Below are 24,521 nucleotides of genomic sequence, written 5' to 3'. Positions count from 1 at the left end.
TCTCTGGTTCCTGCTCAGCTCAATCCTTTGTTAAGCTTAGCAATGAGGCATCAAGGAACGGGACGACCTTCTCGATTACCGCTTCGGCAGCCTGTTCCGGCAAAAGATGACCGCAAGCTATGTCGAATCCTCGGACGTCGTCCGCCCAACGGCGCCAGACATCGGACGCCGTCAACGCGCCAGTTTCCATCCCGCTGGCAACAAGCCGTTCATCGGCCCAGAGCACCATTACGGGGCAAGTCATCCTATGTCCCGATGCCCGGTCAGCCGCATCATGATCGGCATCAACGTCATAAGCGGCCCGATAATCTTCGATCATCGCTTGGCGCACCGAGGTCTCGCGAAACGCTTCGCGATAAGCGGCCACGGCGGCGGGGTGTAGCTTCTCGATCCCACCAGCCATCTGGTTCAGCGTGGCATCAAGAAAGGCATCGGGATCCGCCGCCAGCATGCGCTCCGGCAAATCGCCTGGCTGGACGAAAAGAAACCAGTGAAATGCTCCCTTGGCAAATTGCCGGTCGACGGCGGGCCAAACATCAAGTGTCGGCACCACGGCGAGCGAACAATAAGCGCTCACACTGTCCGGATGGTCGAGCGCGAGCCTATAACCGACGCGCGCTCCCCGATCATGTCCTACGACCGCAAAGCGATCGTGCCCGAGCGCGCGCATCATTGCGACGAGTTCCGTGCCGACTGCTCGCTTATGCCAAGGCCCGGCGTCCAGAACGCGGCTCTTCCCGTAGCCCGGCAGATCGGGTGCAATTACGGTGTAGCGCTCCGCTAACGCTGGCGCGACGTCGTGCCACGTGGCGTGACATTGCGGATAGCCATGCAACAAGAGAACCGGCGGCCCCTCTCCGCCTATTACGCCTGCAAAGCGCACGCGAGAGGTCGGATGCTCCAGCGCTGAAAATCCTTCGAACAGGTGCAAGGCTCGGCTCATGTAGATATCTTTCGTAAATCTCGGAATGCCATGTCGATTCAGCTTCTTCCGCGCGAGAAATCATCGGAGGGCGCGGATGAAGGTCAGCAAATCATCCGCTAGTAAATTGGGCTCCTCGGTAGCCATGAAGTGTCCCCCGCGCGGTAAGACGCTCCAGCGCGCGATCTCGAACTGCCGGCGGGCAAAGGATTCAGGCGGTATGCCGCCGATCTCCGCGGCCGACAGGTAGAACCCGACCGGCACCTTGACTTGTGTGCCATCCACTCGTGCGCCGGGCGGCCAATCATAGACAAAATATGGCAGGAACGATGTAGCGATCGTATTTGAGATCCAATACACCGTCGCATGGCTGAGGATGATGTCCATGACCTCAGAGTTCGCGCAATTTTGCCCTTCACTCCAGGAACACCATTTCTCCGCCAGCCAAGCGGCCAGTCCTGCGGGAGAATCGCTCAGGCCATAAGCGAGACTGAGCGGTTTGGTCTGTTGAACGTGCATATAGCCGCCCTCCGCAGCAGCCCATTGATTGCGCTGGGCAAGATAGGCCAGCTCAGCCTCTGTCGGTATCGCCTCGCCCGGCAACTCCAACCGGAGCGCATTCGAACTGACATGAATGCCCCTCGCTCGCTGCGGATGTCGCACGCCCAGCCACGACGTCACCCGCGCGCCGATATCACCGCCGCTGGCAAAAAATCGCTCGTATCCCAGAAACGTCATCGCGCGCGCCCACAGGTCGGCGATAGCAGCGCCAGTATAGGCTTCAAGCGTTCGTGCTGGAGAGGAAAACCCGAATCCTGGCAGCGACGGGATAACCAGATGGCAGGCATCTTCGGCACGCCCGCCGAACCGTTCCGGCTGAGTCATCCGTTCGATCAGCGGAACGATTTCCAGGAAGCTGCTGGGCCAGCCGTGGGTTATGATCACGGGCACCGCGTGTGCATGCGGGCTTCGGACATGGAGAAGATGAACCGTCACATCATCAATGGTGACGTACGCATGTGGCAGCGCAGAAACGCGTTGCCGCAGAGATTCGAAGTCAAACTGAGTGGCCCAATAGTCCACCAGGCGCTTGGCATCATCACTGCTGGTGCCCAACGATCGATCATCACGCGAATCGTAAGAGGGCCAGCGCGTTGCCAAGAGTCGAGCCCGCAGAACGGCGATTTGCTCGCTGATATCTGAAAGAGTGAAGATAGCGGTCATTTCGCGCTCAACTCGTTCAGCAACCGCTTTGTCCTTTCCGCGGCCAAGGTTGCACGTGCCGCTGGTGGCAATCCACCCCGGTGTTCGCTTGGGGCTTCGATAGCGATCGGTGTGTCGCGGGGAAATGCTCTAATGAAATCAGCGAGCCAAAGCCCACCTTCGCCCGGATAAAGCCGTCCTTCTCGTGATTCCGACCGCACACCTTCGGGCGCCGGTGGGATAGCCGGCGCATCACACAAGTGCATGTAGGAGAACAGCGCCGGATCATATTGCGCTAGGTCCGCCGGGCTCCCGTCCGAACGGCTCAGATGCAAGGCATCGACCAGCACACCGGCATTCGCGGGACCGACCTCGCCCAGCATTGCCACAGCTTCTGCCACAGAGCGAATCTGGGAATACAGAAGGAACTCCAACATCACCCGTACTCCCCTGAGATTGGCCGCGGCACAGAGACGGAAAAGGTTTTCTGCGAGGCGACCGCGATCGGGATCGTTGCCCGCGACGATCACGTGTCTGGCCCCTAGCTCGACGGCGACGTCGAGAGCGGGCTCAAGCGCCGCGACATCGCTTTCGGCCGAAAGCCAGATCGCCTCGACATCGAAAAGTTCGAGACCCGTGTCGGCGAGCCGGCTCTTGATGCTGCGTATCATACTCCGATCGCCGATGACTGGAACAACGTGATCGGTTGGAAACGGCGCTACGATACGCAACCCGATTGCATCATATCCTCCGGCCTCCGCGGCTTCGATCAGCGTAATCGGATCTGCGTCAATGACCGTGAAGTGGGCTAAAGAAAGCAACGGCAAGAGCTTGTCCTCATCGATCGCGGCCAAGGCGGCCCAATTGGTTATTCGCTCAGTATGATCGTTTGACCGGTGGCTGCCGCTTCCGTGACAGCGAGAGTCGCTTGGAGCGTACGTGTTCCGTCCAGGCCTGACACGAGTGGCGCCTCTTCGCGGCGAATGACGCGAGCGAAATGCTCGATCTGGCGCAAGTAAGTGTCCGTGCTTTCGACCGTTAAGACTTCCGCGTTGAGATCGCTGCGCCAACCTGGCTCGGCAACATCGCGATAGTTGTAGTAATCCAACGTCGGCAGCGTCACAGAGCCCTCTGTTCCTGCGAAAACATGTGTGCTGACCTTCTGCCGCTTCATACGATCGGACGTTCCTAGCATCAGGTCGAATTCACCCGAGGCAAGATCCCATGAGAAGGGCGAGACAGCGGTGTCTGAAACACTGATCGTCCCGATAGCTCCGCTTTGGGAACGCAACAGCACCGCAGCAGTATCTTCGACTGCGAATCCTCGCACTGCATTGGAGCTGAGGGCCTGGAGCGAGTGGATCTCACCGAACATGAAGCGGATCAGATCGATCTCATGAATGAGATTGATCAGGACCGGTCCGCCGCCGACCTGCCGCCGCCAATCGAGATCAAAATAGCTCGCCGGCTTCAGTTGGTTGTACATGACCGTGGCTGTTACCGGCCGCCCGATGAGCCCGTCACGTATGGCCTGACGCACCCGTTGAACCGCCGTGTTGTGGCGACGATGATGGCCGACCAACACCGGCACATCCCGCCCCTCCGCCTCTTTGCACATGGCTTGCGCGGTCTCGACCCGATCGGCCACCGGTTTTTCGACCAGTACTGCGATGCCTCGCTCGATGCAGGCGAGCGCGACCGGTACGTGCTCCGCATTCGGCACCGCGACGACTACTCCGTCGAGTGTCTCGTTTTCCAACATTTCGCGGTAGTCGGCATAGGCCGGGATGCTCTCGGCGCGAGCGAAATCCAAGGCCGAAGGCGTCGGATCGGCGACCGCGATCAGCGTTGTCTGAGCCGACTCCCGGATGACCTTCCAGTGAGCTTTGCCAATCGTGCCGAGGCCGATGATGCCGATACGTACTGAAGCCACTCTAGCTCTTCCTTCTTGCTTACGCGATTGCTTCTCGCGCGAACGAGGCTGGCTCTTCTTGAACCACACCAAGGAGCCTGGCCTGAAGTGCATGGTCCTTCGCCAACTCGGCGGCCTTACCCTCAAACGCGACTGCGCCGTTTACGAGCACGTAGGCCCTGTCGACGATGGTCAGTACGGTCTCGGCGTGGTGTTCCACCACGATCATCGCGACCTTTTCGCGCAACTTGACGAGCGCCTCCATCACCTCGTTGACGACCGCCGGGGCAAGGCCTTCGAACGGTTCGTCGAGCAGGATCAGCTTGCTGGGCACGACAAGGGCGCGAGCGATAGCAACCATCTGGCGCTCGCCGCCAGATAGGTTTTCCGCCTTCGCTTTTTGACGGGTTTGAAGACGGGGAAACAGTTCGAACACTTCAGCGATGCTGATACCACCCGGCCGCGCTGCGAGTTGAAGGTTTTCCATAACGGTGAGATTTGGGAACAGGCGGCGGCCTTCCGGAACCAATGAAATACCGAGTCGGTTGATTTGATACGGCTTGAGTCCGTTAAGTGTGGCACCATTGAATGTGATTGCACCTGCGCTCAACGGTAAGCTTCCAGTAAGCGCTCTGAGCAACGTCGTTTTGCCGACGCCGTTGCGGCCGAGAAGCGCGACCGCCTCACCTTCATGAACCGTTAGATTCACTCCAGAGAGCACCGTACTGCCGGAATAACCCGCCGCTATGGCCTTCGCGTCCAGCAGCAGACGGCCTGAGGCATGGACCAGCCGCTCCACCGCTGGAGTTATCTGCGGCTCGCTTGCCTTGCCGCCGCCCAGATAAGCCGCAATCACCTCCGGATTTGCAGCCACCTGCGCGGGCTTGCCATCGGCGATAATCCGTCCCTGATGCAGAACAGATATACGATCGGAGATGGCCAGAACCCGGTCGATGTCGTGTTCGATCAGCAGCACAGCGTGCTTTTCAGCAAGCCGTTTGATCAGATCGGCTACCACGACACGATCTGCCTCCGCTAGACCGGCAAGTGGCTCGTCAAGCAGTAGCAGTTTGGAGTCGATCGCGAGTGTCACAGCAATTTCCAGCAGGCGCTTGGCTCCGTGAGGGAGATTGACGCAAGGGTCGGCCGCCCGGTCGGCTAGACCGACCGCATCGAGAATCGACCAGGCTCTATCGTTTATGCTCGTCAGGTCATGAGCGTCGAAAAAAAGCCCGCCTAAGCCGTGGCGCTGAGCCTGCACTGCAACCCGCACGTTTTCGAATACGGTCAGGTTGGGAAAGATTGACAGGATCTGAAACGAACGGCTGATGCCAAGACGCGCACGGGCGTGGATCGGCAAGTGCGTGATGTCCTCCTCTTCGAACAATATCTGCCCCCCACTCACCGGCAAGACGCCGGTGAGCATGTTGTACAGCGTTGTCTTACCGGCCCCATTCGGGCCGATGATGCTGTGGAGCGCAAAGGGGCGAATCTGGAGATCAATCTCCTTCGCCGTGACGAGGCTACCGAAATTCTTGGAAAGCTTTCGCGTTTCGAGGATCGGCCTGGTCGGATCGATTGCCAAGGCTGCGCTTTCATAAGGTTTGATTGCGTGAGGCCGGGGCGGAATCGTGTTGTTGGTCAACGTCCAGCGTTGGCGACGCATCGCTCGCTGTGCCAATCCCTGCATTCCTTCGGGCGACATCAATGCGAAGAGAATCAGCACGGGCGCGAACATCAGCCACCAGCTTTCCGTGAGCGCCGACAGGCGGTTCTCCAGAACAATGAAGGCGATGGCCCCCCAGAGCGGACCGAGGAAATGGTGGACGCCGCCGAGGACCGTCATCAACAGGCTGTCACCGGCATGCTGCCAGCTCAGATTGTCGGCATAGACGCCCTGGAGCATCAGGGTCAGTAGAGCGCCGGAATAACCTACGACTGCCGCCATGAGCGTGAAACCACCGAGACGGATAAGGTAGACATTGTAGCCGAGACTGCTTGCACGCTGCTCGTTGTCGCGCACGGCCTGAAGCGCGCGTCCGAAGGGCGAGTGCGCCAGGCGCCACATGAGCCACATGGCAAGAATCACCGTGACGACCACGAAGATGTGGAACGACGTGTCCCCGGTAAAGCTGGGACGCGCCAGTCCCTGAATGCCGTTCTCGCCGCCCGTGACCGAAGTCCATTTGAACGCGACCTCAAAGGCGATCTGCGAGACGGCGAGCGTCAACAGCGAGAAATACAAGCCCTTGCGGCGCAGAATGACCGCACCGATGGCTAGTCCGAGCAGGATCGAGAACAGAATCGATAGAGCCAGCGCGGCAAACTCGTTGCCAACCCCACCAAGCAGGAAGAATGCCGCCGCGTAGCTCGCGCAGCCGAAAAAGACGGATGCACCGAACGGAACCAGGCCCGTGTAGCCGACAAGCAGATTCACCCCGGCACCATAAAGCGTATAGATCGCAATCTGCGTGACAAGTGAAACCGGTGCGCCGAGCGCGAGCCAGAGAGCGGTCAATGCGGAGAGGACGGCGGCGCCCCAAAGAACGGGATGTCGCAGGATCGATCGGATCATTCGAACCTCTCCCACTTCTCGCCGAAGAGGCCGCGCGGACGCACCAGGAGAATGATTGCCATGAGGATGTACATTGCGGCACTGGACCAATCGGGATGAAACTGAATGGTCATCGACGTCACGACGCCGACAAGGACGCCGGCAATGATCGCACCGGCATAGGAACCAAGACCGCCGATGGTGACGATCACGAAAGCGGGCATGATCGCGCCCGCAGCCATCGAAGGATTGACCGTCCAGAGCGGACCCGCGAGCATGCCGGCGAGACCGGCGAGCAGGCAGCCAATACCGAAAACACTGCTCAGGGCGATCGGAAGGTTGATGCCGAGAAGGCCCACCATCTCTGCGTCGCGCGATCCGGCGCGAATGATCCGCCCGAACGGCGTGTACCTGAGAAAACTCCAGAAGGCGATGAGCGCGAAGACCGTAACGACCAGCACGGCGATGCGGTACTTCGTGATCAGGATCGGGCCATATTCCACAAACCCTGACAGGAATCTCGGCGGGCTGAAGGGAAGCGGTGCGGCGCCGAACACGAGACGAAGGATTGCCTCGGCGAACAGAGCCAGCGCAAAGGTGAGAATCAGGCCGAGTAGCGGTTCCTTTCCGTAAACCCGCCGTATCAGCGCCACCTCTACAAATACACCGATGAGGCCGGTGACAATCGGCGCAACCAGCGCTGCCGTCCAGCCGAACTCTCGACTCAACGTCAATGCGAGATACGCGCCGATGGCGAAGAACGCACCATGCGCAAAATTGACGATGCCGAGCATTCCGAAAATGACCGACAAGCCTACGGCAATCAGAACGTAGAGAAAGCCCAGAACCAGACCGTTCACGGCCTGGGATACGATCATGTCGAACATGAAGCACTCCCATCGGGCGGGCCGCGTTTTCCCTCGGGAACTGCAGCACCGCTTATCCGTGACTGGCTCTCAGAGCCTGTCCATCTTGCATGCGCTTTGGGCTTGGCCACCAAAGACCGTTTCGATCTCGCGGTCAGTCGAAGGCGTTTCAGCTAGGATGTCGAAATAATCCCATTTGTCGGTGATTTTGGGCTTGATACCAACTACGAGCAGACGGTTGACCATCTGGTGATCGAACGCGCGATAACCTGCCTTGACGCCACCGCGCTGAACGCTCCAATTTTCGAGCGCGTTGACGATCGCTCCGGGCTCCGTCGTTCTCGCCGCTTCGATCGAATCGAGCATTGCGTTCATCGCCATCCACCCCATCCAGGCTTTGTCGGCTGCCGGGCGTTTGTGTTTCTGCTCATAGCTCGCCGCCATTGCTTGTTCTTCCGGCGGGTTGTTAGGATTCTTGTGGTACCAGTTGAGCGTGAACAGACCGTCGGCGGCTTCCGGGCCTACGCCCCAGAGATCCGTGGCGCCGACGGCGATTTCTGCGAACGGAATCTTGCCCTTCATGCCCAATTCGTTCCACTGTTTCAAAAACGTGGAAATATCGCTGCCCGGTACCCCGCCCACAACTACGTCCGGCTTGGCGGCGCGAATCTTGAGAATGAAGGAACTGTAATCGGCGGTGTTGACCGGCACTTCATCGGCACCGACGATTGTGATTCCGTTGGCCGCAGCGAATTCGGTGAATGAGCGTTTGATATCCTGCCCGAAGGCAAAAGCCGCAGTGATGAGATACCATCTCTTGCCGAGACCTGCGCAATACGGCGCAAGAACACGAGTGTGAACATCCGCAGGCGGCTGAAGCCGGAAGGTATACTTGTTGCAAAGCCGACCAGTGAGATCGATCGCCCCGGCATTGGGAGCGACGAATGGGAGCTTGGCCTTCTTCACCACCGCGGAGATTGCCAGCGCGCTTGGGCTCAGCGAGCCACCAACAATGCCGACGACTTTGTGTTCGCCGATCAATCGCTCAGCATTTTGCTGTGCGGCCTGTGAAGTCGGCTCATCGAGCCAAATGACTTCCGCTTGGCGACCCAGAAGAGAATTTTTGCGGGATTCGAGCGCCAGCAAACTGCCTTGCGCCATGTACTCAGCTTGATCCGCCACGGCTCCTGTCTTGGCGTAGATCATTCCAATCTTGATCGGATCTGAGGCGGCAGCGCTCCGGATATACGGCATGCCGAACTCTGAAGCAGTTGCGCTCGCCAAAACGACGCTGCCCGCACCACCGATCAATGCACGGCGACTAATCTTGATCGCATGGCGCGATGAATTGGATGACATACCTTCCTCCCCTCAATGTTTCGGCTTGCGGCTCTCAAGAGCTCTTCAGATAGTTGCCGCCCACGGACGGCCGGCCCCTGTTCTTGTTTGTGAACAAGTTCGTATATATGTCCTATAGGATTAGATGTCAACTCGGTCGATGCGGCTTGCGAGAAGGCGCGTCGCTTCGATTGCATTTAACGACCTTTTGGTCTATATTTCAATCGGAAACTCTATTTTCTTCGCTTGCGGACCGATTGATCTGCAGGGAGGCTCTCCGTTTGCGGCTTTCAAAGGCGGAGTCTGCTGTTAGCACGGCGCGAGATCGGACTTCCCTACCTCGTGTGGCGAAGACTGGAGCAGTGCAATGGACAAGGCTCGCTCCGTGAGCAAACATCCGTCGCCACAGATCCGCCTTCTCACAATTCGGAAGGGATACCAAACCAAGCCTGCTTGACAATCGTACATATCTGCGAAGATGTTCTTATTTGTGAAGCCTCACGTTTAATCCGGAGGATGAAGTTCATGCATCGCAGACAGTTTATCGGCAACGCCGTGACAGGAATCGCCGTTGCGGGTTCTGTGCTCGTGAGTTCGGAGGGTGCTACAAGTGCCGAAGCCAGACCGCCATTGACTTTCGTGCTTGTGCACGGGGCCTGGCATGGAGGTTGGTGCTATCGGGACGTCGCCGCCGAACTCCGCGCCAAGGGACACACGGTATTTACTCCGACTCTGACGGGTTTGGGAGAGCGCTCTCATCTAAACGGGCAAAGCATCACGCTTGAGACCCACATCAGGGATGTCTGCGGGGTCATCGAGGCGGAAGAACTCTCCAATGTTGTCCTTTGCGGCCACTCCTATGGCGGCATGGTGACGACGGGCGTGGCCAGAGGGATTTCGGGGAAGCGCCATCAAGAACAATAGTGGTCTAATGGCTCCTCAGCCGGCCGAAGGTTTCAAAGTCGTCGCCGACAAGCGTGCGTGGGTTGATCGGCGTTGCGTTTCTCAGGCGCTGGCAACTTTCGAGACACCGGTCCTGCTCACCGGAGCCGCTTCATCAATCAGGGAGCGCGTGTTCATCTTGGCCGAAGGCTGGGACCCAAGCCCGTTCCGCTACTACGCCGCGAAGGTAACTGGACTACCAGGTTGGCGCGTTACCAAAATGCCGTGCGGTCATGACGTTATGGTGGACATGCCACTTGAGCTTGCCCGCGAACTTGTGAATCTTTCGTAGGGTGTGTCTAGGTCTGCGATCCCTCCCAAACTTGACCGGGATATCCAACGATCCCGGTCCCTTTGGCAGAGTGACAATACTTGGGATGTGGCCACCCAGATGCACCGCGTCTCTTCAGAGATTTATTGATCTTCTGTCGAGTGCCAAGGACACGGCGGATTTTCTGAAGTACTCGCAGTCACGGCGACAGCTTTGGTCTTGCTTTGCGTATCTCGCGCTACCGCATAGACCACAGGGAGAGCCTCGCCTTATCTCCACATATCCCTCCAGTTAGACATCCCACTATCTACGCAGCAACGATCAGTCCATCGATCCTGTCATCATCGCGGCGCTTCGGACTGTCGAGCCTTTCCGCTGCGGAGTTGATTTGCGATCGAGATCCTCCTCAATCGCAGAGCAGCGACTGTTTGATGAAGGGCCGCAATTGCGCCGATACCACTCTCGGGCGTCGGCGCCCTATTCCGTGCAAGAACTGACGTGATGGTCGATGCTGCCGGCACCTTTTCGAGGCCGCGCCTGCGAAGCTCACCGGCAATGCGCCTTCCTCCCCACTGCGGATGATCGGCTCGGATGGACATGACGACATTCTCGACCTCTCCAGAAAATCTTCGTTGGATTGTGGAGCGGCCGGCGCGAAAGGTCTTGAAGACCCGGTGGCCCCATCATGCGAACGCGCGTCAGAAACTTGTAAGCCGTCTTTGGACTGACCTCGAACTGGCGGCACAAAGCCCGGATGTTTGCGCCGGGTGCATTTGCCAGCCTGACGAACTCCTGCCTCGCCTCAATGACCACGGCATAGCTGTTCTCCCTGTCTAGGGATGATCCGTGTCTGCGGCAACAGCTTGGCTCCGTAAGGAGGAACGGGTCGAGCTGCGCAAAGGGGAGTGACGATCTGCATCTCTGACAACTGAGTCAGCCCGTCCCTACTCTCCTGTTCCCCCAGATCTCGGAAAATTCTGTCTGGCAGAGGGCCAACCAGGAGCGGTCCCACCTTCCCATAGAAGAACCGCTCACAACGGCTTTCGCAAGATTTTCTTTGATCTCCCGGTGCACACGTCGTGCGCACGGCACTCTCTAACCGATGGAAAACCTTGAACTCTCGCTCCAATCCGTCATGGGGGCGACGGAGAACTTGAATCCTTGCAAATTCAACAGCTTGATCTTGATTTTAAGCTCGCGAGCTATCCCGCTCAGGTCATTGCGATATATATGCGCCACTTTCAACAGAAAGAACTTTGCTTCTTGGCAGGGAGAGCAACCGCCTCGAGTGCGACAGGGAGATCGGCGGTACGCGATGATCTCGCTTTCGATCCGCCATGGGCCAGTTTGAGATGGCGAGGTCGAATGCAAGGCAAACGACGATACGTTTTGCTACAGCTGCACCCCACGCGTGAGTGCACCGTCGACGACAAGATTTGTGCCCGTGATGAAGCTGGCCGCGCGGCTGGCGAGGAACACCACAGCATTTGCCATCTCCTGCGGCGTTCCCATCCGCCCCATCGGGTTGAGGGCCAACGCAGTCTTGTAGAGCTCGGGATTGGTGTCCTTGATCATGTTCCAGACCCCGCCATCGAAATAGGTGTTACCAGGGGAGACCGAGTTCGCGCGAATTCCCTTCCCCGCGAGCTGATTGGCCAATCCCTGGGTGTAGTGGATGATCGCCGCTTTGAACGTGCCGTAGGGACCGGCTGCGAAATCGACCTCGCGCCCTGAGACACTGGAAATGGTGACAATCGCGCCGGCGGAACTCTTTTCCAGATAGGGCATTGCCGCATTCACCAGCCGAACCGTACCCATCATGTCGGTCGAAAACTCCTTCGCCCAGCTTTCGTCGTCCTGTCCGATGGCAAGCGCGCTGACATTGGCGACGACGACATCGATGCCGTCGAGCTTGGCCGCCATGGCGCCGACCCAGGCCTTCAGTGCTGTTGCATCGGAGACGTCGACAGCATTGCCGTAGGCCGCGATGCCATTGGCCTTGAGCGCGGCAATCGTGCCCTCGACCTCGGCCTGATTGCGCGAGCACACGCCGACATTGGCGCCTTCGGCGGCAAATGTCTCGGCGATCGCACGACCGATACCCTTGGTGCTTCCCGTGACAAGAACCTTGGCACCCTTCAATCCCAGATCCATGGCTTGTTCCTTTTTCTTGGTTCAGTAATTGTTCGCCGCCGCCCTGACCAATCCGCGATAGCTGTGCGGCATTCGCATCGAAACCAGATCCTTTCGCCGCACGACATTGGTCGGATAGACGCTGTCCAGATTGGTCGTGTCGATCAATGCGGTTGCGATGCCCGTGGCGTCGGCCGCGATCGCTTCCCGCCGCGGAAACGCGAATGTATCTGGACCGAACACGCCGCTCAGCCCGGGATAGCCGCGTTGGGAATCGACGACATTGGCGAAGGCGAAGAATAGGTTGTTTTCACCCGCGCGAACGCGGAAATGGTGCCAGTGATGTGGATCCGGGCCAGTCGGAATCGGCTCCGGCTGCGCTACCTCCGTGCCGGCATGCGACGAGGTGAAGCGTCCCTTGATCGCGGCAGGACAGGCAATGAGATCGCAGCCGCGCAGCGCCAGGACCCGGCCCGCTTCCGGGAACAAGGCGTCGTGGCCGATCAGCAGCCCAATGCGGCCCATCGGCGTGTCAACGACGGTCCAACTATCCCCAGCGGTGGCCCAGCTTCGTTCGTCGGCCGCCAGATGCGTCTTGCGATAGACGGAGATGCTTCCATCGGGTGCGACCAGGCAAGCGCCATTATAGACCAAATCGTTGCTACGCTCGGCGAGGCCGCAGACGAGATAGAGGCCGAGTTCCCCCGCAAGCTGGCTGAGGCGATCAGTAGCCGGTCCCGGTATCGGCTGCGCCGACTTCGCGGGATCGGTCAAGCCTGTTGCTGCCAGCTCCGGAAACACGACAAGCTCCGCCCCCTCCGCTTTTGCGGCGCGCGCGTACGCCTCGATCTCTTTCAGATTTTGAGCGGCGTCATCACCAGGCGCGAATTGCGCGATGCTGACACGCGACGTCTTACCGGGCGGCCAGGGTTCGTGGCCGTAGAGGCCAAAGAAGTCACGCGGGTTCCAGCTGAACGTGTCGGTGAGCAGTTCCGGGTAGAGCTCCGGCCGTCGCTGCGCGAACACGGTTTCGCCGAGCACGCGGCGCGCGCGCGCGGTATCGAGGTCGATCTCGGACAGCAGGACGCCATCGCCCTTGTCAAGCACGGCGACCACCTGCCCGTCCGGCGCGATCACGCAGCTTCCGCCGCTGAACTGCACCGTACGCTCGAGCCCCCACCGGTTGCTCTCGATCACATAGCAGCCGTTCTCGAAGGCGCGGCTGATCCAGTAAGGTGCCGGCGTGCGCTCGGCCAGCCAGTTCGAGATGTGGCAGATGACGTCGGCGCCGCCCAGCGCCATCAGCCGCGCAGTTTCAACGAAATGGATATCCATGCAGATGAGCAGCGCGATCCGCCCGATCGGCGTATCGAACACCTGATTATGCAGGTCGCCCGCCGCCGCCCATTTCGGCTCGGAGATATAGGGATGGGTCTTGCGGTGGCGGCCGACGATGCCATCGGGCCCGATCAGGACGGCAGTGTTGAAGTAGATGTTGTCCTCGTCGACCTCGGGCATGCCGATCACGATGTAGCAATCATGCTTGCGTGCCAGCGCCGCAAATCGGCTCGTGGCCGGCCCCGGGATGATCTCGACGAACGGCGCAACCTCAGCGCGGTCGAACCAGCAATAGCCTGTCGTTCCCATTTCCGGCGTGACGATCAGCTTTGCACCGGCGGCCGCCGCTTGCTCGCAGAGTTCGAGCAGGCGGGCGATGTTGCCGGCCTTCTCGAACAGGATCGGCTCGAACTGGATCGCAGCGACCTTGTGAATGGTAGACATTCCGATCGGCCTCAGGCGAGATATGACTTCTTGAGTGAGGCGCCCAACGTGTATTTGGGATCAACCATATTACCGAGCCTGACACGGCCCGCCTGGGTCAGCAGCATATAGGCGTCGATCTCGTCGAAGCCGTAGTCAGCTGCCATCCAGCGGCAGAGTTCACGATAGGCGATACGGGCTGCATCTTCCATCGGGCGCGCCGAGCCGATGGTCATGATGAAGTCCTTGGTCTCGAGCCGCGGCCAAGCGATGGTCCAGCCCTTGATCAGATCGACCTGAACCGTCGTCACCGTCGGGTGCTCGATGGCGACACCGCAGAGCTCGCCGTCACCCTGCGCAGCATGGCAATCGCCGAGATAGAGCAGCGCGCCCTTGGTATTGACCGGCAGGTAGATGACGGCGCCGACGCCGACATCCGGCAAGTCCATGTTGCCGCCGTAGTAGTCGGGGACGAGCGATGATATCGCCTCGATCTCTGGCGAGGTGCCGATGGTGCCGATGAACGGCTCATAGGGCAGCGTGATCTTGTCGTTCCATTTGGTTCCGGTCTTGGCGTCGATCTCGAGCTTCTTGACGCGCTCCGGCAGCGCCGGGTTGAGCAGCGCGGTCTGCCCGGTCGAGACCAGGCCGCCGAAATCAGGCATCACTACGGTCGTGCCGCAGGGCTGCGGCCCGCGCGGCACGATGCTCTCGATGTAGACCGCGAGTGTATCGCCCTTCTCGGCCCCGTTGACGTGGATCGGTCCGTTCTGCGGATTGAGGAAGGGGAAGTTGAGGATCTTCGACGGGCTGTCGGTCTCCTTCTTGATGGCGCCCTCGAAAGCGTCATGGGTTTCTGCGGCCACCACCGCACCGGGATCGACGGTCAGCACCGGTTTCACGTAGGGACCGTAGACATAGTGGTACTTGCCCTGCTCGCTTTCCGTGATGGTGTGCTTCGTGCCGCGCTCGCCCTTGGCGACGCCCTTGCGGGCCATGATGGAATCTTTCTGCCAGGACATTTGCTTTTCTCCTTGTGTCGTTGGCTTTGAGTCTTCAAACCGCGAGATGACGGCGCATCTCGGCGGCATCGTCGAGTGCCGCGCGATCGAGGTTCGCAACGATGCGGCCCTTGTCCATGACGTAACAGCGCTGTGCCATGGCGCGGATCATGTCGAGGTTCTGCTCGACCAGGATGATGGTCACGCCGGTCCTGCGGTTGAGCTCGACCATGTTGCGCGCGATGTCCTGGACAATATTTGGCTGGATTCCCTCCGAGGGCTCGTCGAGCAGGATGAGGTTGGGATCGGCGATCAGCACGCGTCCGATCGCAAGCTGCTGCTGCTGGCCGCCGGACATGGTGCCGGCGCGCTGATGCCAGCGCTCTCTAAGGATCGGAAAGGCGTCGACGATCTTGCGTCGGCCGGCATCCGGAATCCCGCCCCCCTTGATCGCGGCGCCGACGGCGACGTTCTCGCCGACGGTCAGTCGCGGAAACACGTCACGGCCCTGCGGCACATAGCCCATGCCGAGGCGCGCGCGCTTGTGCGCGGGCAGAAGCTCGACCGCCTCGCCACGATAGACGATCGAGCCGCTCATCGCCGGCACGAGGCCGATCAGGCTCTTCATCAACGTGGACTTACCGACGCCGTTGCGGCCGATGACGGCGACGATCTCCCCTTCCCGCACCTCGATCTCGAGACCCTGGAGCACGGGCTTGCCGCCATAGCCGGCGCGCAAGCCCAGCGTTGCGAGGATCACTTCCTTACGCGGCATATCAAGCATGGGCCTGCCCCAGGTAGATCGCAGCAACGCGCTCGTCGGCCACGATCTCGTCGATCGAGCCTTGCGCGAAGACCTGGCCGAGATGCAGCACGGTGACGCGGTGCGCAACCTGCCGGACAAAGGCCATGTCGTGCTCGATCGCCAGCACCGTCATGCCGTCGGCATTGAGCCGCTGCACCATCTCGCCGGTCATGTGGGTTTCCTCGGGCGACATGCCTGCCGTGGGTTCGTCCAGCAGCAGAAGGCGCGGCTTCAGGCTGACCGCCATGCCGATCTCCAGCCATTGCTTCTGGCCATGGCTGAGATTGCCCGCGATCTGCGCTTGTTCGGATTCAAGGCCAAGGAAAGCCAGCAGCCGCGCGATCTCAGCGTTGAGCTCTGCACCGCGCTGCCGGCTCTGCAGGGCGATCTCGAGATTCTGACGGACCGACAGGCCCTTGAAGACGCCGGGCACCTGGAACTTGACCGAGAGGCCACGGTGGATCCGCGCGAAGGACTTCAGGGCCGTGATGTTCTCTCCGGCGAAGAGAATGTCACCGCTGCCGGGATGATGCTCGCCCAGGATCAGGCGGAACAGTGTGCTCTTGCCGGCGCCGTTCGGGCCGATCAGGCAATGGATCTCGCCGGTCTGCAGCGTGAGATCCACGGAATTGGTCACGTGCAGGCCACCGAAATGCTTGTTCAGCTTGCGCAGCTCGAGCAGCGACATCAGCCGGCCCTCTGCGTGAGGCGGCTGGCGAGGCGGCCGAGCCAGTTCATCACCCCGAGCACGAGGCCGTTCGGGGCGATCAGCACCGTGAGCACGAGGAGAACGCCCATGAAGACCAGCGCGTACTGGCTGCCATAGATCGTCAGCGCCTGGAACGCGGCGAGCACCACCAGCGTGCCGATCACGGTCGACGTCAGATCGCTGCGGCCGCCGACGGCAACCCAGATCAGCGGCAGCGCAGCCGCCGTCATGCCCATACTCGACGGCGTGATGTATTGCCCCCATACCGTGTAGAGCACGCCGGAGAGCCCTGCGAGCGCGGCGCCGATGACGAAGGTGATGAGTTGGTATTTGCGGATGTCGTAGCCGAGCATCTCGGCCCTTTCGGGGTTCTCGCGGATCGCGACGATGATGTTGCCGAACGACGAGTTCATCAGGATGCGCAAGGCGAGATAAACGAAGACCAGAAGGCCGAGCACGAGGTAGTAGAGCCCGACATCGGCGAACAGTACGATCGGCTCGCCCGGCCAGGGGATGGTCAGCGGCGGCATCGCGCTCATGCCGTTGAAGCCGTTCAGCCGCGCGGCCCCGATATGCCATTCCGGCCCCGCGGTCTGTGCCATGAAGCGTTCCAGCATCAAGGTGACGGCGAGCGTGACGATGCCGAGGAAGACGCCGGCGATACGGCCGAAGAACATGAAGTAGCCGAGCAGGACCGCGAACAGCGCGGCGATCGCCACCGCCGCAACCAGCGCCACCAGCGTGAAGCCGTAGGCCGAGCCGAAATTGATGGTGAGGATGCCGTAGCCATACCCCGCGATCCCGAAAAAGGCGGTCTGGCCGAAGGAGAGCGAGCCGCCATAGCCCCAGATCAGGCACAGGCTGAGCGCGATGAACACCCAGACGAAGAAGTAGACGGTGTTGCCGACCGTGTAGCCGTCGCTGAACAGCGGATAAGCGAGCGCGACGGCCAGCACGAGTGCGAACAGGCCCCAGAAGGCCGGACCGCGGCCGACGGTCTGCGGCCCTTCGAGACGGCGAAACAGCGAGAGGAAACCATTCACGACGCCATCACTCCGTCAGGTGCGCTCGCGCAGGACGAAGCCGGAAATGCCTTTTGGCAGCACCCGGACGACGATGATGACGGCGACCAACAGGCCGATCTGGCCGAACAGCTGGCCTTGCCAGGACGTCATCACTGACTTCACCACCGCAAGCACACCACCTGCCGGTGCCGTGCCGAGGAAGACATCAGCGCCGCCGATCACGACGGTGACGAAGGCCTCCATGATGAAGGTCGCGCCCATGGTCGGCACCAGCGTCATCGTCGGCGCGTAGAGGCCGCCGGCGAGGCCTGCGAGCCCTGCCCCGCAGGCGAACGTCAGGCTGTAGATCAAGCGCGTGTCGACCCCGAGGGCAGCGGCCATATGCGGCACCTGGATGGTCGCGCGTGCCAGCACGCCAAAGCGGGTCCAGTTGAACAGCGCGTAGAGGGCGGCGAGCACGCCGAGCGCGGCGCAGAACAGCACGATGCGATAGATCGAATAGGAGTAGTCGCCAACCTGGAAACTGCCGAACGGCGTACCGACGCCCGCCATGGTCGATCCCACCATGATCAGCGTGCCCTGCGTCGCGATCAGGCTGAGGCCCCAGGTGGCGACGATGGTGTCCAGCGGACGGTCGTAGAGATGACGGATCACCGCGAGCTCCACGACGACGCCGACCAGAGCCGACACGAGCGTGCCGGCAAGGATTCCCAGCGGCAGCGGGAGGCCCGCATGCACGGTCGCGGCGGTGACGTAGGCGCCGCACATGATGAATTCGCCATGGGCGAGATTGATCACGCCCATCATGCCGAAAATCACCGCGAGCCCGCAGGCCGAAAGCACCAGAAACGCGAAGGCGTCGCCGAATTGATAGAGCGCCGAGAAGACGTGGGTCGCGATGTCCATGAATCAACCAGGATGTGGGAGGATGCGGCGTCGCCGCCGCAGATGTCCGTGACCGCCCCGGCGCGCCGCGAGCGCCGGGGCGATCAGCCGCCGGTCAGGGCTTCGGCGGCGGATTCGATGGCGTGTACTGGGCCATCGGATCCTTCTTGGTGAGATCGCAGCCGGCTTCACCCAGCCAGTACGGCTTGATGTCCTCCCAGACCTTCGGGAAGGAGATGGAGTGATCGGCACCGACCTTGGCGAGATAGATCGTGTGCGACATGTGCTGGCTCTTCGGATCGATGCAGACCTTGCCTTCCGGCGCGCCCATGCAGACGTCGCCCAGCGCGATCACCTTGCGGATCTCCTCGCGCTTGGTCGATTTGGCGCGCTCCACCATCTGCTTGTAGAGATAGACCGCGAGATACGAGTTCTCCGCCTCCTGATTCACATAAGGCTCGCTCGGGAACTTGGCCTTGAACTTGGCGTAGAACTCCTTGCTCTTGGGCGAGTCGATCTCCTCGATGTAGTTGGTGGTGACGAACATGTCCTTCAGGCTCGGCGGCTTGAAGCGCTTGTGCTCGTAGCCCTGGCCGACATTGACCGAGGAGGCCATCGGCAGGTTGACGTTGGCGGAGGCGGCCTGCTCGTAATAGGAGGCCTGCGCGGTGCCGACCAGCAGCGTGACCACGAAGTCGGGCTTGGCCTTCTGGATGTTCTGAATGCTCTGGGAGAATTGCGATACGCCGAGCGGGATGAACTCTTCGCCGGCCATCTTGCCGCCGTTCTCCTTGACGATCTTGCGCACCCATTCCGCCGAGATCTGGCCGAAATTGTAGTCGGCGGCGAGCGTGTAGACGTTCTTGCCGTACTTCTCCATCATGTAGGGGATCAGCGTGGAGAACTGCTGCTCCGGCACGGCACCGGTGACGATCATGTGGCCGTCGCAGACGCCGCCTTCGTACTGGTTGTTGTAGAAGGCGAAGCCGTTGAACTGGTCGACGATCGGGCGGTACGCCTCGCGCGATGCGGAGGAGAAGCCCGCGAACACGACGTCGACCTTGTCGCGCTGGAGCACGCGCCGCATGAACTCCTGGTAGCGCGTGTTGTCGGATTGCGTGTCGTACGCGACGAGCTCGATCGGCCGCCCCATGATGCCGCCGGCCTTGTTGATCTCCTCGGTGGCGAGCTGGATGGCGTGGACCTTGCCGATGGTGGCCGCAGCGAAGTCGCCGGACTGATCCTCCAGCACCCCGAGCTTGATCGGGTTTTCCGCCGCGAGCGCCTGATGCGATCCGAAGACAAGCGTCCCCGTGAGGGCTGCGGCGCGCAGCCCTCGCAATACAGACTTGGTCATTTGGCTTCTCCTAGATGGCCTGCTTGTTGCCGCCTTGCAGCGTGATGCCGGTCGTGCGGCCGGACGTATCGGGCGGCTTCGCCCGCTTGCTCAGAAACTCCTCGCAGTAGAGCTCCATGTTCTGCCGCGCGCGCATGCTGTCGCGACGGAGCCGGGAGTAGGCACCTTCCTCGTCGAGGCCGTCCTGCTGCATCAGCAGGATGACGGCCCGGATCACCGCGCGGCGGCCGCGGCGGCGCTCCTCGAGGCCCTGCAGGCGCTCGAACATCTCGGCGCGCAGCAGGAATTGGTTGATGCCCATGAACAGGGACGTGTAGACCGCGCCGCCATGCACCGGCTTGCGCAGAAACGAAGTGGCGCCGAGATTGACCAGCGCTTTCAGCCGGCTCGGCGCCTCGACGCCGACGAGGCCGATCACCGGCACCGGAGGCAGCCGCGAGGCCGGGTTGACCTCGATCGCGACCGCACCTTCGAGATCGCCGTCGATGAACAGGATGTCACGGTCGGCCTGGAGGCTTGCCGCATTGATCAGGGCGCGGCCGTCGATGATTTCAGGATATTCGGTGGAGACGCCGAGCTTGGCCAGCGTCGTCTCGAGCGTGCTCTCCCAGCCGCCTCGCCGTGTGACGACGATGGCGCGGCCGCCCTTGAAGTTCTGCAGCAGTCGGGAGCTCATGATTGCACCACTTTCAAAAGCGGAGAGCGCATTGCGCTGGCAAAGCGCGGCGACGACTGGACAAGATAGGGGTCGGGCGCGATCGGCTCGCGGGATTCCAGCAACACCTCGAACTGTCCGTTGGCAGCCGAGCGGCCGATCCGCGGCGTAAGCCAGGTGTGAAAGGTCTGCCGGTCGATACGAACCTCGCCCTGCGGCGCGCGCAACCGCTGGTCCGCCACAGCGGCGCGTACGGTACGGGCGTCATCAGTGCCGGCCTGCGACAACGCCGCCGCAAGCAGCTTGACGGCAATGTAGGAGGACTCGGCGTCTGCCGACGAGACCGGTCCGTCAGGAAAGGACCGTGTATAGGCATCGATGAAGGCGGCATTCTCGGGCGACTTCAGTGACGAGAAATAGACGCTGGAGGAAAGATGTCCGTCGACTGCATCGGCTCCGATCTCGGGCAATTCCGGTTCGGACAGCGTGCAGCTCGCAACAGGGATTTCCGCGGCCTGATCGATGCCGCGTGCGCGGCAGGCGCTGCGGAACGCGCGGAAGAAGGCATAGGCGCTGGTGCCGATCAGATTGTTGAAGACGAAATCCGGACGCTGGTCGATGATCGCCGCAATGACTTGCTCGACCTCGATGTCGCCGACCGACAGATAGCGTTCCGCGAGCACGGTACCACCGCGCGCGATCAGCGCCTCGCGAAAGATGCGGTTGTTCTCCCAGGCCCAGATATAGTTGGAGCCGACACAAAAGGCGCGCGAGCCGACCCGGGACGCCAGGTAATCGACCAACGGCAATACGTGCTGGTTCGGTGCAGCGCCGGTGTAGATGACGTTATCGGAGCTCTCGAAGCCTTCGTAGTGAGATGGATACCACAGCAGCCCATCGAATTTCTCGAAGCACGGGATCACCTCCTTGCGGCTCGACGACGTGTAGCAGCCCACCACCTGGCGAACGCCGGACCCCAGTAGTTCGAGGCTGAGCGAACGATAACGAGCGAGGTCGCCGGAAGGATTGACCACGACCGGCTGCAACACGACGTCGCCACTGCTCGCATTGACCTCCTGGAAGGCCAGCAACGCACCATTGAGGATCGAGCTTGCGACGACGCTGTAGGAGCCCGTCGTCGAGAACATCACGCCAATTCTATACTGCTTCTGCGTCATCTCTCGATCCAAAACAAAAAAGCGCCCGTCGGCCGTGAAGCCGAGGGCGCCCTCGCCGCCAACCGAACACGCGATGAACACGTGGCGTTGGAAATGGTTGAACTCTGCGCGTTGATGGGCCGTCTTGCCCTACGCTTGCACGATACGGTCGTTGAGATCGGATATTATGTCAAGCGCGTTGTTGCGGCGAAACTTGCCGCAATTCGTGCCGGCCTGTAGTAAAACTATGCAGGGTGGTTCAGCTCCCGCAGCCCTCGCGGGTCACTGTCGCGCCGCGACCCCGCGCCACAACGTCTCGACCGAGCTCAGCCACAATCCACGTTGGTTCACGGCAAAAACGAAATTTCGGCGCGAGATCGAGATGATCGTACCGGCTGTGAAGATCGTCATCGGCGAAGGCGTGACACCGCGTCCGACTAAGCATGCCAGCCAAGGGGTCGTCCTGCATCAAGAGCTGCCCTGAGGCTCGATCGAGAAGCGGCCGCACCGGCGTCTGGAACGTGGCACGGGCGACGGCGTCGCTCGATGTCAGAACGGCGTCGGTTTGGCCGGCGTCGCGTTCTGACAGTTCGCAGACCGCCAGACTACCTGCCTTTCTAGTTTGGAGCCTACAAGCTTCCTGCTGCTACATTCTCGAAGGGTTGGAGGGACTTCAAAGAGATCCTTCCTAAGAAGCTCGATCGTCCTGCAGCTGTGAACGGACCGAAGTAACTCTTCTCTCATGAGCCGGCGCCAGCCCAAAATGCCGCCTGTAGCTTTTTGAGAACTGGGTCGGTAGCGCAAAGCCGGTTGCAAGCGCAATCTCCCTGATCGACTTCGTTGTCTGCCGCAACAGGACTCTGGCGTGTTCAAGCCGTGTCCGTTGGTACTGTCGGTGGATCGTTGTGCCGAGATGGCGCGCGAACAGGCGTTCGAGCTGTCGCAAGGACACACCTGCGAATTTGGCCAGTTCGCGCGGCGACAGGGGCGTTTCGATCTCCCCTTCCATCCGCAACAGCGCTTGAACCAGTTTGGGATGATGGACTCCGAATCGTTCCGTGGGCGATAGCCGTTGCGCGACTTCGCCACGGCGCACCTCCGTCTGAAGAAACCAGTCGCTGACAGCGGAGGCTAGCGCCGCGCCGTGATCGATGCGGATGATGGCGTGCATCATGTCCAACGCAGCGATACCACCGGCACAAGTGAAGCGATCACGGTCGATCTCGAACAATGAGCGGCTGAGGTGCAGGAACGGAAACGTCTCGGTGAAGGCTGGGATATGCTCCCAATGCACGGTGCATCGATATCCCTCCAGCAGCCCGGCCTGCGCAAGGAGATAAGGGCCCGCTGACACGCCGCCCAATTGCACCCCGTGTCGGGCGGCCTTCCGTAGAAAGGTAAGCGTCGGCGTGTGATCGAAGGCTTGCGGATTACCGCCTGCGCAAACCACGATCGCATCGAGGCGGCCGGCATTATTGATGCTGGCGTCGGCCTGAATACGGACACCGTTTGAGGCGGCAATATCGCTGCCGCGGATGGCGATGTGCCGCCAACGATAGAGATTCTTGCCGGCCAGCACATTGGCGGCGCGCAGCGGTTCTACTGCCGATGCGTAAGACATCAGCGCAAAGCCGGGAATCAGCAGGAAACCGATCCGGCGCGGCCGCGTGATGTCGCCAAGAGGAATCTTTTGGTCGCTTTTTGCCATCTTGCGTCAGCCATAGCAGCGCATATTGCCTCTCACAAGTTCGGCTTGAGGCGGCTCGGCTCCCATGCACTACTCCTTCCTGAACCTCGCTCGGCAAGCTCTCCGCGGACATCGCGATTGGCAACCTACGTGGCGTGATGCGGCTCCCCGCCCGCGCTACGACATCATCATCGTCGGTGGTGGCGGACATGGCCTCGCCACCGCCTATTACCTCGCCAAAGAGCACGGCATCCCAAACGTCGCAGTGCTCGAGAAAGGCTACATCGGCTCCGGCAATGCCGGACGGAACACCACGATCGTCCGCTCGAACTATCTCCTGCCCGGTAACGAGCCCTTCTACGAATGGTCGATGAAGCTCTGGGAAGGGCTTGAGCAGGACCTCAACTACAATGCGATGGTCAGCCAGCGCGGGGTGCTCAACCTCTATCACTCGGACGCCCAGCGCGATGCTTTCGCGCGGCGCGGCAACGCCATGATCCTCGCCGGCGCCGATGCCGAGTTGCTCGATGCGGCCGCGGTGCGTCGCATGCTTCCAATGCTCGATTTCGACAATGCCCGCTTTCCGATCAAAGGTGGCTTGCTGCAGCGACGTGGCGGCACCGCCCGACATGATGCAGTCGTATGGGGCTACGCCCGCGGCGCCAGCGACCGCGGGGTCGATATCATCCAGAACTGCGAGGTCACCGGCTTCCTGCGTGAGGGCGGCCGTGTCGTAGGGGTTCAGACGACCAGGGGCAGGATCGGCGCCACCAAGGTGGGGCTGGCCGTCGCCGGCAGTAGCTCGCGCGTCGCAGCACTTGCCGACTTGAGACTTCCGATCGAAAGCCATGTGCTGCAGGCCTTCGTCTCGGAGGCGATCAAACCTTTCATTCCGGGCGTCGTCACCTTCGGTGCCGGTCATTTCTACATCAGTCAGTCCGACAAGGGCGGTCTGGTCTTCGGCGGCGACATCGACGGCTATAACTCCTACGCCCAGCGCGGCAATCTACCGACCGTTGAGGACGTTTGCGAAGGCGGCATGGCCCTGATGCCTGCAATCGGGAGGGTGCGCATGCTGCGCTCTTGGGGCGGGCTGGTCGACATGTCGATGGACGGCTCGCCGATCATGGACAAGACACCAGTCGACGGCCTCTATCTCAACGCCGGCTGGTGCTACGGCGGTTTCAAGGCAACGCCGGCTTCAGGGTGGTGCTTCGCGCATCTGCTAGCGCGCGATGAGCCGCACCCGGTCGCGGCCGCCTACCGTCTCGATCGCTTCGAGACCGGCCATCTCATTGACGAAAAGGGCCAGGGCGCCCAACCGAACCTGCATTGAGA

At 61.0% G+C, this 24,521-nt stretch carries 22 protein-coding genes; 4 read left to right on the top strand and 18 right to left on the bottom strand.

Features of this window, described 5'->3' with window-relative positions:
* Positions 1 to 19: 19 nt before the first annotated feature.
* The 7 genes from BDOA9_RS18825 to BDOA9_RS18795 all read right to left on the bottom strand — a co-directional run bounded on the left by BDOA9_RS18825 (position 20) and on the right by BDOA9_RS18795 (position 8,816).
* The gene (locus BDOA9_RS18825) at positions 20 to 943 is read right to left on the bottom strand and encodes an alpha/beta fold hydrolase (RefSeq protein WP_025035516.1); all 924 of its coding nucleotides are present in this window, start codon (positions 941 to 943) and stop codon (positions 20 to 22) included.
* A 60-nt stretch (positions 944 to 1,003) separates the two neighbouring features.
* On the bottom strand, positions 1,004 to 2,146 hold the full coding sequence (locus tag BDOA9_RS18820) for an epoxide hydrolase family protein (RefSeq protein WP_025035515.1): 1,143 nt from the start codon (positions 2,144 to 2,146) through the stop codon (positions 1,004 to 1,006).
* Positions 2,143 to 2,979 (bottom strand): sugar phosphate isomerase/epimerase family protein, encoded by an 837-nt coding sequence (locus tag BDOA9_RS18815; RefSeq protein WP_025035514.1) that lies wholly within the window; start codon positions 2,977 to 2,979, stop codon positions 2,143 to 2,145. Before BDOA9_RS18815 ends, BDOA9_RS18820 begins: the two co-directional genes overlap by 4 nt.
* 14 nt (positions 2,980 to 2,993) lie before the next feature.
* On the bottom strand, positions 2,994 to 4,058 hold the full coding sequence (locus BDOA9_RS18810; RefSeq protein WP_025035513.1) for a Gfo/Idh/MocA family protein: 1,065 nt from the start codon (positions 4,056 to 4,058) through the stop codon (positions 2,994 to 2,996).
* A gap of 19 nt (positions 4,059 to 4,077) precedes the next feature.
* Positions 4,078 to 6,612, bottom strand: a complete 2,535-nt coding sequence (locus BDOA9_RS18805) for a branched-chain amino acid ABC transporter ATP-binding protein/permease (RefSeq protein WP_025035512.1) — start codon at positions 6,610 to 6,612, stop codon at positions 4,078 to 4,080.
* Positions 6,609 to 7,478, bottom strand: a complete 870-nt coding sequence (locus BDOA9_RS18800; RefSeq protein WP_025035511.1) for a branched-chain amino acid ABC transporter permease — start codon at positions 7,476 to 7,478, stop codon at positions 6,609 to 6,611. The genes BDOA9_RS18805 and BDOA9_RS18800 overlap by 4 nt, the downstream gene beginning before the upstream one ends.
* Positions 7,479 to 7,547: 69 nt before the next feature.
* Entirely contained in the window at positions 7,548 to 8,816 is a 1,269-nt protein-coding gene (locus BDOA9_RS18795) for an ABC transporter substrate-binding protein (protein WP_042336220.1), read from the bottom strand.
* Positions 8,817 to 9,320: 504 nt separating this feature from the next.
* Here BDOA9_RS18795 and BDOA9_RS39260 point away from each other — a divergent pair.
* Together BDOA9_RS39260 and BDOA9_RS39255 are read left to right on the top strand one after the other, a co-directional pair.
* Entirely contained in the window at positions 9,321 to 9,719 is a 399-nt protein-coding gene (locus BDOA9_RS39260; RefSeq protein ID WP_210183840.1) for an alpha/beta fold hydrolase, read from the top strand.
* A gap of 7 nt (positions 9,720 to 9,726) precedes the next feature.
* Entirely contained in the window at positions 9,727 to 10,029 is a 303-nt protein-coding gene (locus BDOA9_RS39255; RefSeq protein WP_152033351.1) for a hypothetical protein, read from the top strand.
* A gap of 1,371 nt (positions 10,030 to 11,400) precedes the next feature.
* Here BDOA9_RS39255 and BDOA9_RS18785 read toward each other — a convergent pair.
* The 10 genes from BDOA9_RS18785 to BDOA9_RS18740 form a co-directional block, all read right to left on the bottom strand.
* Positions 11,401 to 12,162 (bottom strand): SDR family NAD(P)-dependent oxidoreductase, encoded by a 762-nt coding sequence (locus BDOA9_RS18785; protein ID WP_025035509.1) that lies wholly within the window; start codon positions 12,160 to 12,162, stop codon positions 11,401 to 11,403.
* 21 nt (positions 12,163 to 12,183) lie between these two features.
* Entirely contained in the window at positions 12,184 to 13,923 is a 1,740-nt protein-coding gene (locus tag BDOA9_RS18780) for a nitrilase-related carbon-nitrogen hydrolase (RefSeq protein WP_025035508.1), read from the bottom strand.
* Between the two features lie 11 nt (positions 13,924 to 13,934).
* Positions 13,935 to 14,924 (bottom strand): acetamidase/formamidase family protein, encoded by a 990-nt coding sequence (locus BDOA9_RS18775; protein ID WP_025035507.1) that lies wholly within the window; start codon positions 14,922 to 14,924, stop codon positions 13,935 to 13,937.
* A 34-nt stretch (positions 14,925 to 14,958) separates the two neighbouring features.
* Complete coding sequence (locus BDOA9_RS18770) at positions 14,959 to 15,678, bottom strand: ABC transporter ATP-binding protein (RefSeq protein WP_025035506.1); 720 nt, start codon at positions 15,676 to 15,678, stop codon at positions 14,959 to 14,961.
* Position 15,679: 1 nt separating this feature from the next.
* Positions 15,680 to 16,396, bottom strand: a complete 717-nt coding sequence (locus tag BDOA9_RS18765) for an ABC transporter ATP-binding protein (RefSeq protein WP_025035505.1) — start codon at positions 16,394 to 16,396, stop codon at positions 15,680 to 15,682.
* Positions 16,396 to 17,460, bottom strand: a complete 1,065-nt coding sequence (locus BDOA9_RS18760) for a branched-chain amino acid ABC transporter permease (protein WP_025035504.1) — start codon at positions 17,458 to 17,460, stop codon at positions 16,396 to 16,398. Before BDOA9_RS18760 ends, BDOA9_RS18765 begins: the two co-directional genes overlap by 1 nt.
* A 15-nt stretch (positions 17,461 to 17,475) precedes the next feature.
* Positions 17,476 to 18,348 carry an ABC transporter permease subunit gene (locus BDOA9_RS18755; protein ID WP_025035503.1) on the bottom strand — a complete coding sequence of 291 codons (873 nt, stop codon included), beginning with the start codon at positions 18,346 to 18,348 and terminating at the stop codon, positions 17,476 to 17,478.
* A 94-nt stretch (positions 18,349 to 18,442) separates the two neighbouring features.
* Entirely contained in the window at positions 18,443 to 19,684 is a 1,242-nt protein-coding gene (locus tag BDOA9_RS18750) for an urea ABC transporter substrate-binding protein (RefSeq protein ID WP_025035502.1), read from the bottom strand.
* 10 nt (positions 19,685 to 19,694) lie between these two features.
* Positions 19,695 to 20,360, bottom strand: coding sequence for an ANTAR domain-containing response regulator (locus BDOA9_RS18745; protein ID WP_025035501.1), 666 nt, complete (start codon positions 20,358 to 20,360; stop codon positions 19,695 to 19,697).
* Positions 20,357 to 21,517 carry a transporter substrate-binding domain-containing protein gene (locus BDOA9_RS18740; protein WP_025035500.1) on the bottom strand — a complete coding sequence of 387 codons (1,161 nt, stop codon included), beginning with the start codon at positions 21,515 to 21,517 and terminating at the stop codon, positions 20,357 to 20,359. Before BDOA9_RS18740 ends, BDOA9_RS18745 begins: the two co-directional genes overlap by 4 nt.
* A gap of 166 nt (positions 21,518 to 21,683) precedes the next feature.
* Between BDOA9_RS18740 and BDOA9_RS38005 the strand changes: the two genes are divergently transcribed.
* Positions 21,684 to 21,980 carry a hypothetical protein gene (locus BDOA9_RS38005; protein ID WP_152033349.1) on the top strand — a complete coding sequence of 99 codons (297 nt, stop codon included), beginning with the start codon at positions 21,684 to 21,686 and terminating at the stop codon, positions 21,978 to 21,980.
* Between the two features lie 204 nt (positions 21,981 to 22,184).
* On the opposite strand, the gene BDOA9_RS18735 is transcribed toward BDOA9_RS38005, so the two are convergent.
* Positions 22,185 to 23,204: a GlxA family transcriptional regulator gene (locus tag BDOA9_RS18735; RefSeq protein ID WP_025035499.1), complete on the bottom strand. Its 1,020-nt coding sequence runs from the start codon at positions 23,202 to 23,204 to the stop codon at positions 22,185 to 22,187.
* Positions 23,205 to 23,268: 64 nt separating this feature from the next.
* Here BDOA9_RS18735 and BDOA9_RS18730 point away from each other — a divergent pair, with 64 nt between their 5' ends.
* A complete protein-coding gene (locus tag BDOA9_RS18730; RefSeq protein WP_025035498.1) occupies positions 23,269 to 24,519 on the top strand; it encodes a sarcosine oxidase subunit beta family protein in 1,251 nt (416 codons plus the stop codon).
* Positions 24,520 to 24,521 lie beyond the last annotated feature (2 nt).

Origin of the sequence: Bradyrhizobium sp. DOA9 (assembly GCF_000617845.2) — a bacterium.
In the GTDB taxonomy this organism is placed as follows: domain Bacteria; phylum Pseudomonadota; class Alphaproteobacteria; order Rhizobiales; family Xanthobacteraceae; genus Bradyrhizobium.
This window is presented reverse-complemented; position numbering and strand designations above follow the sequence as displayed.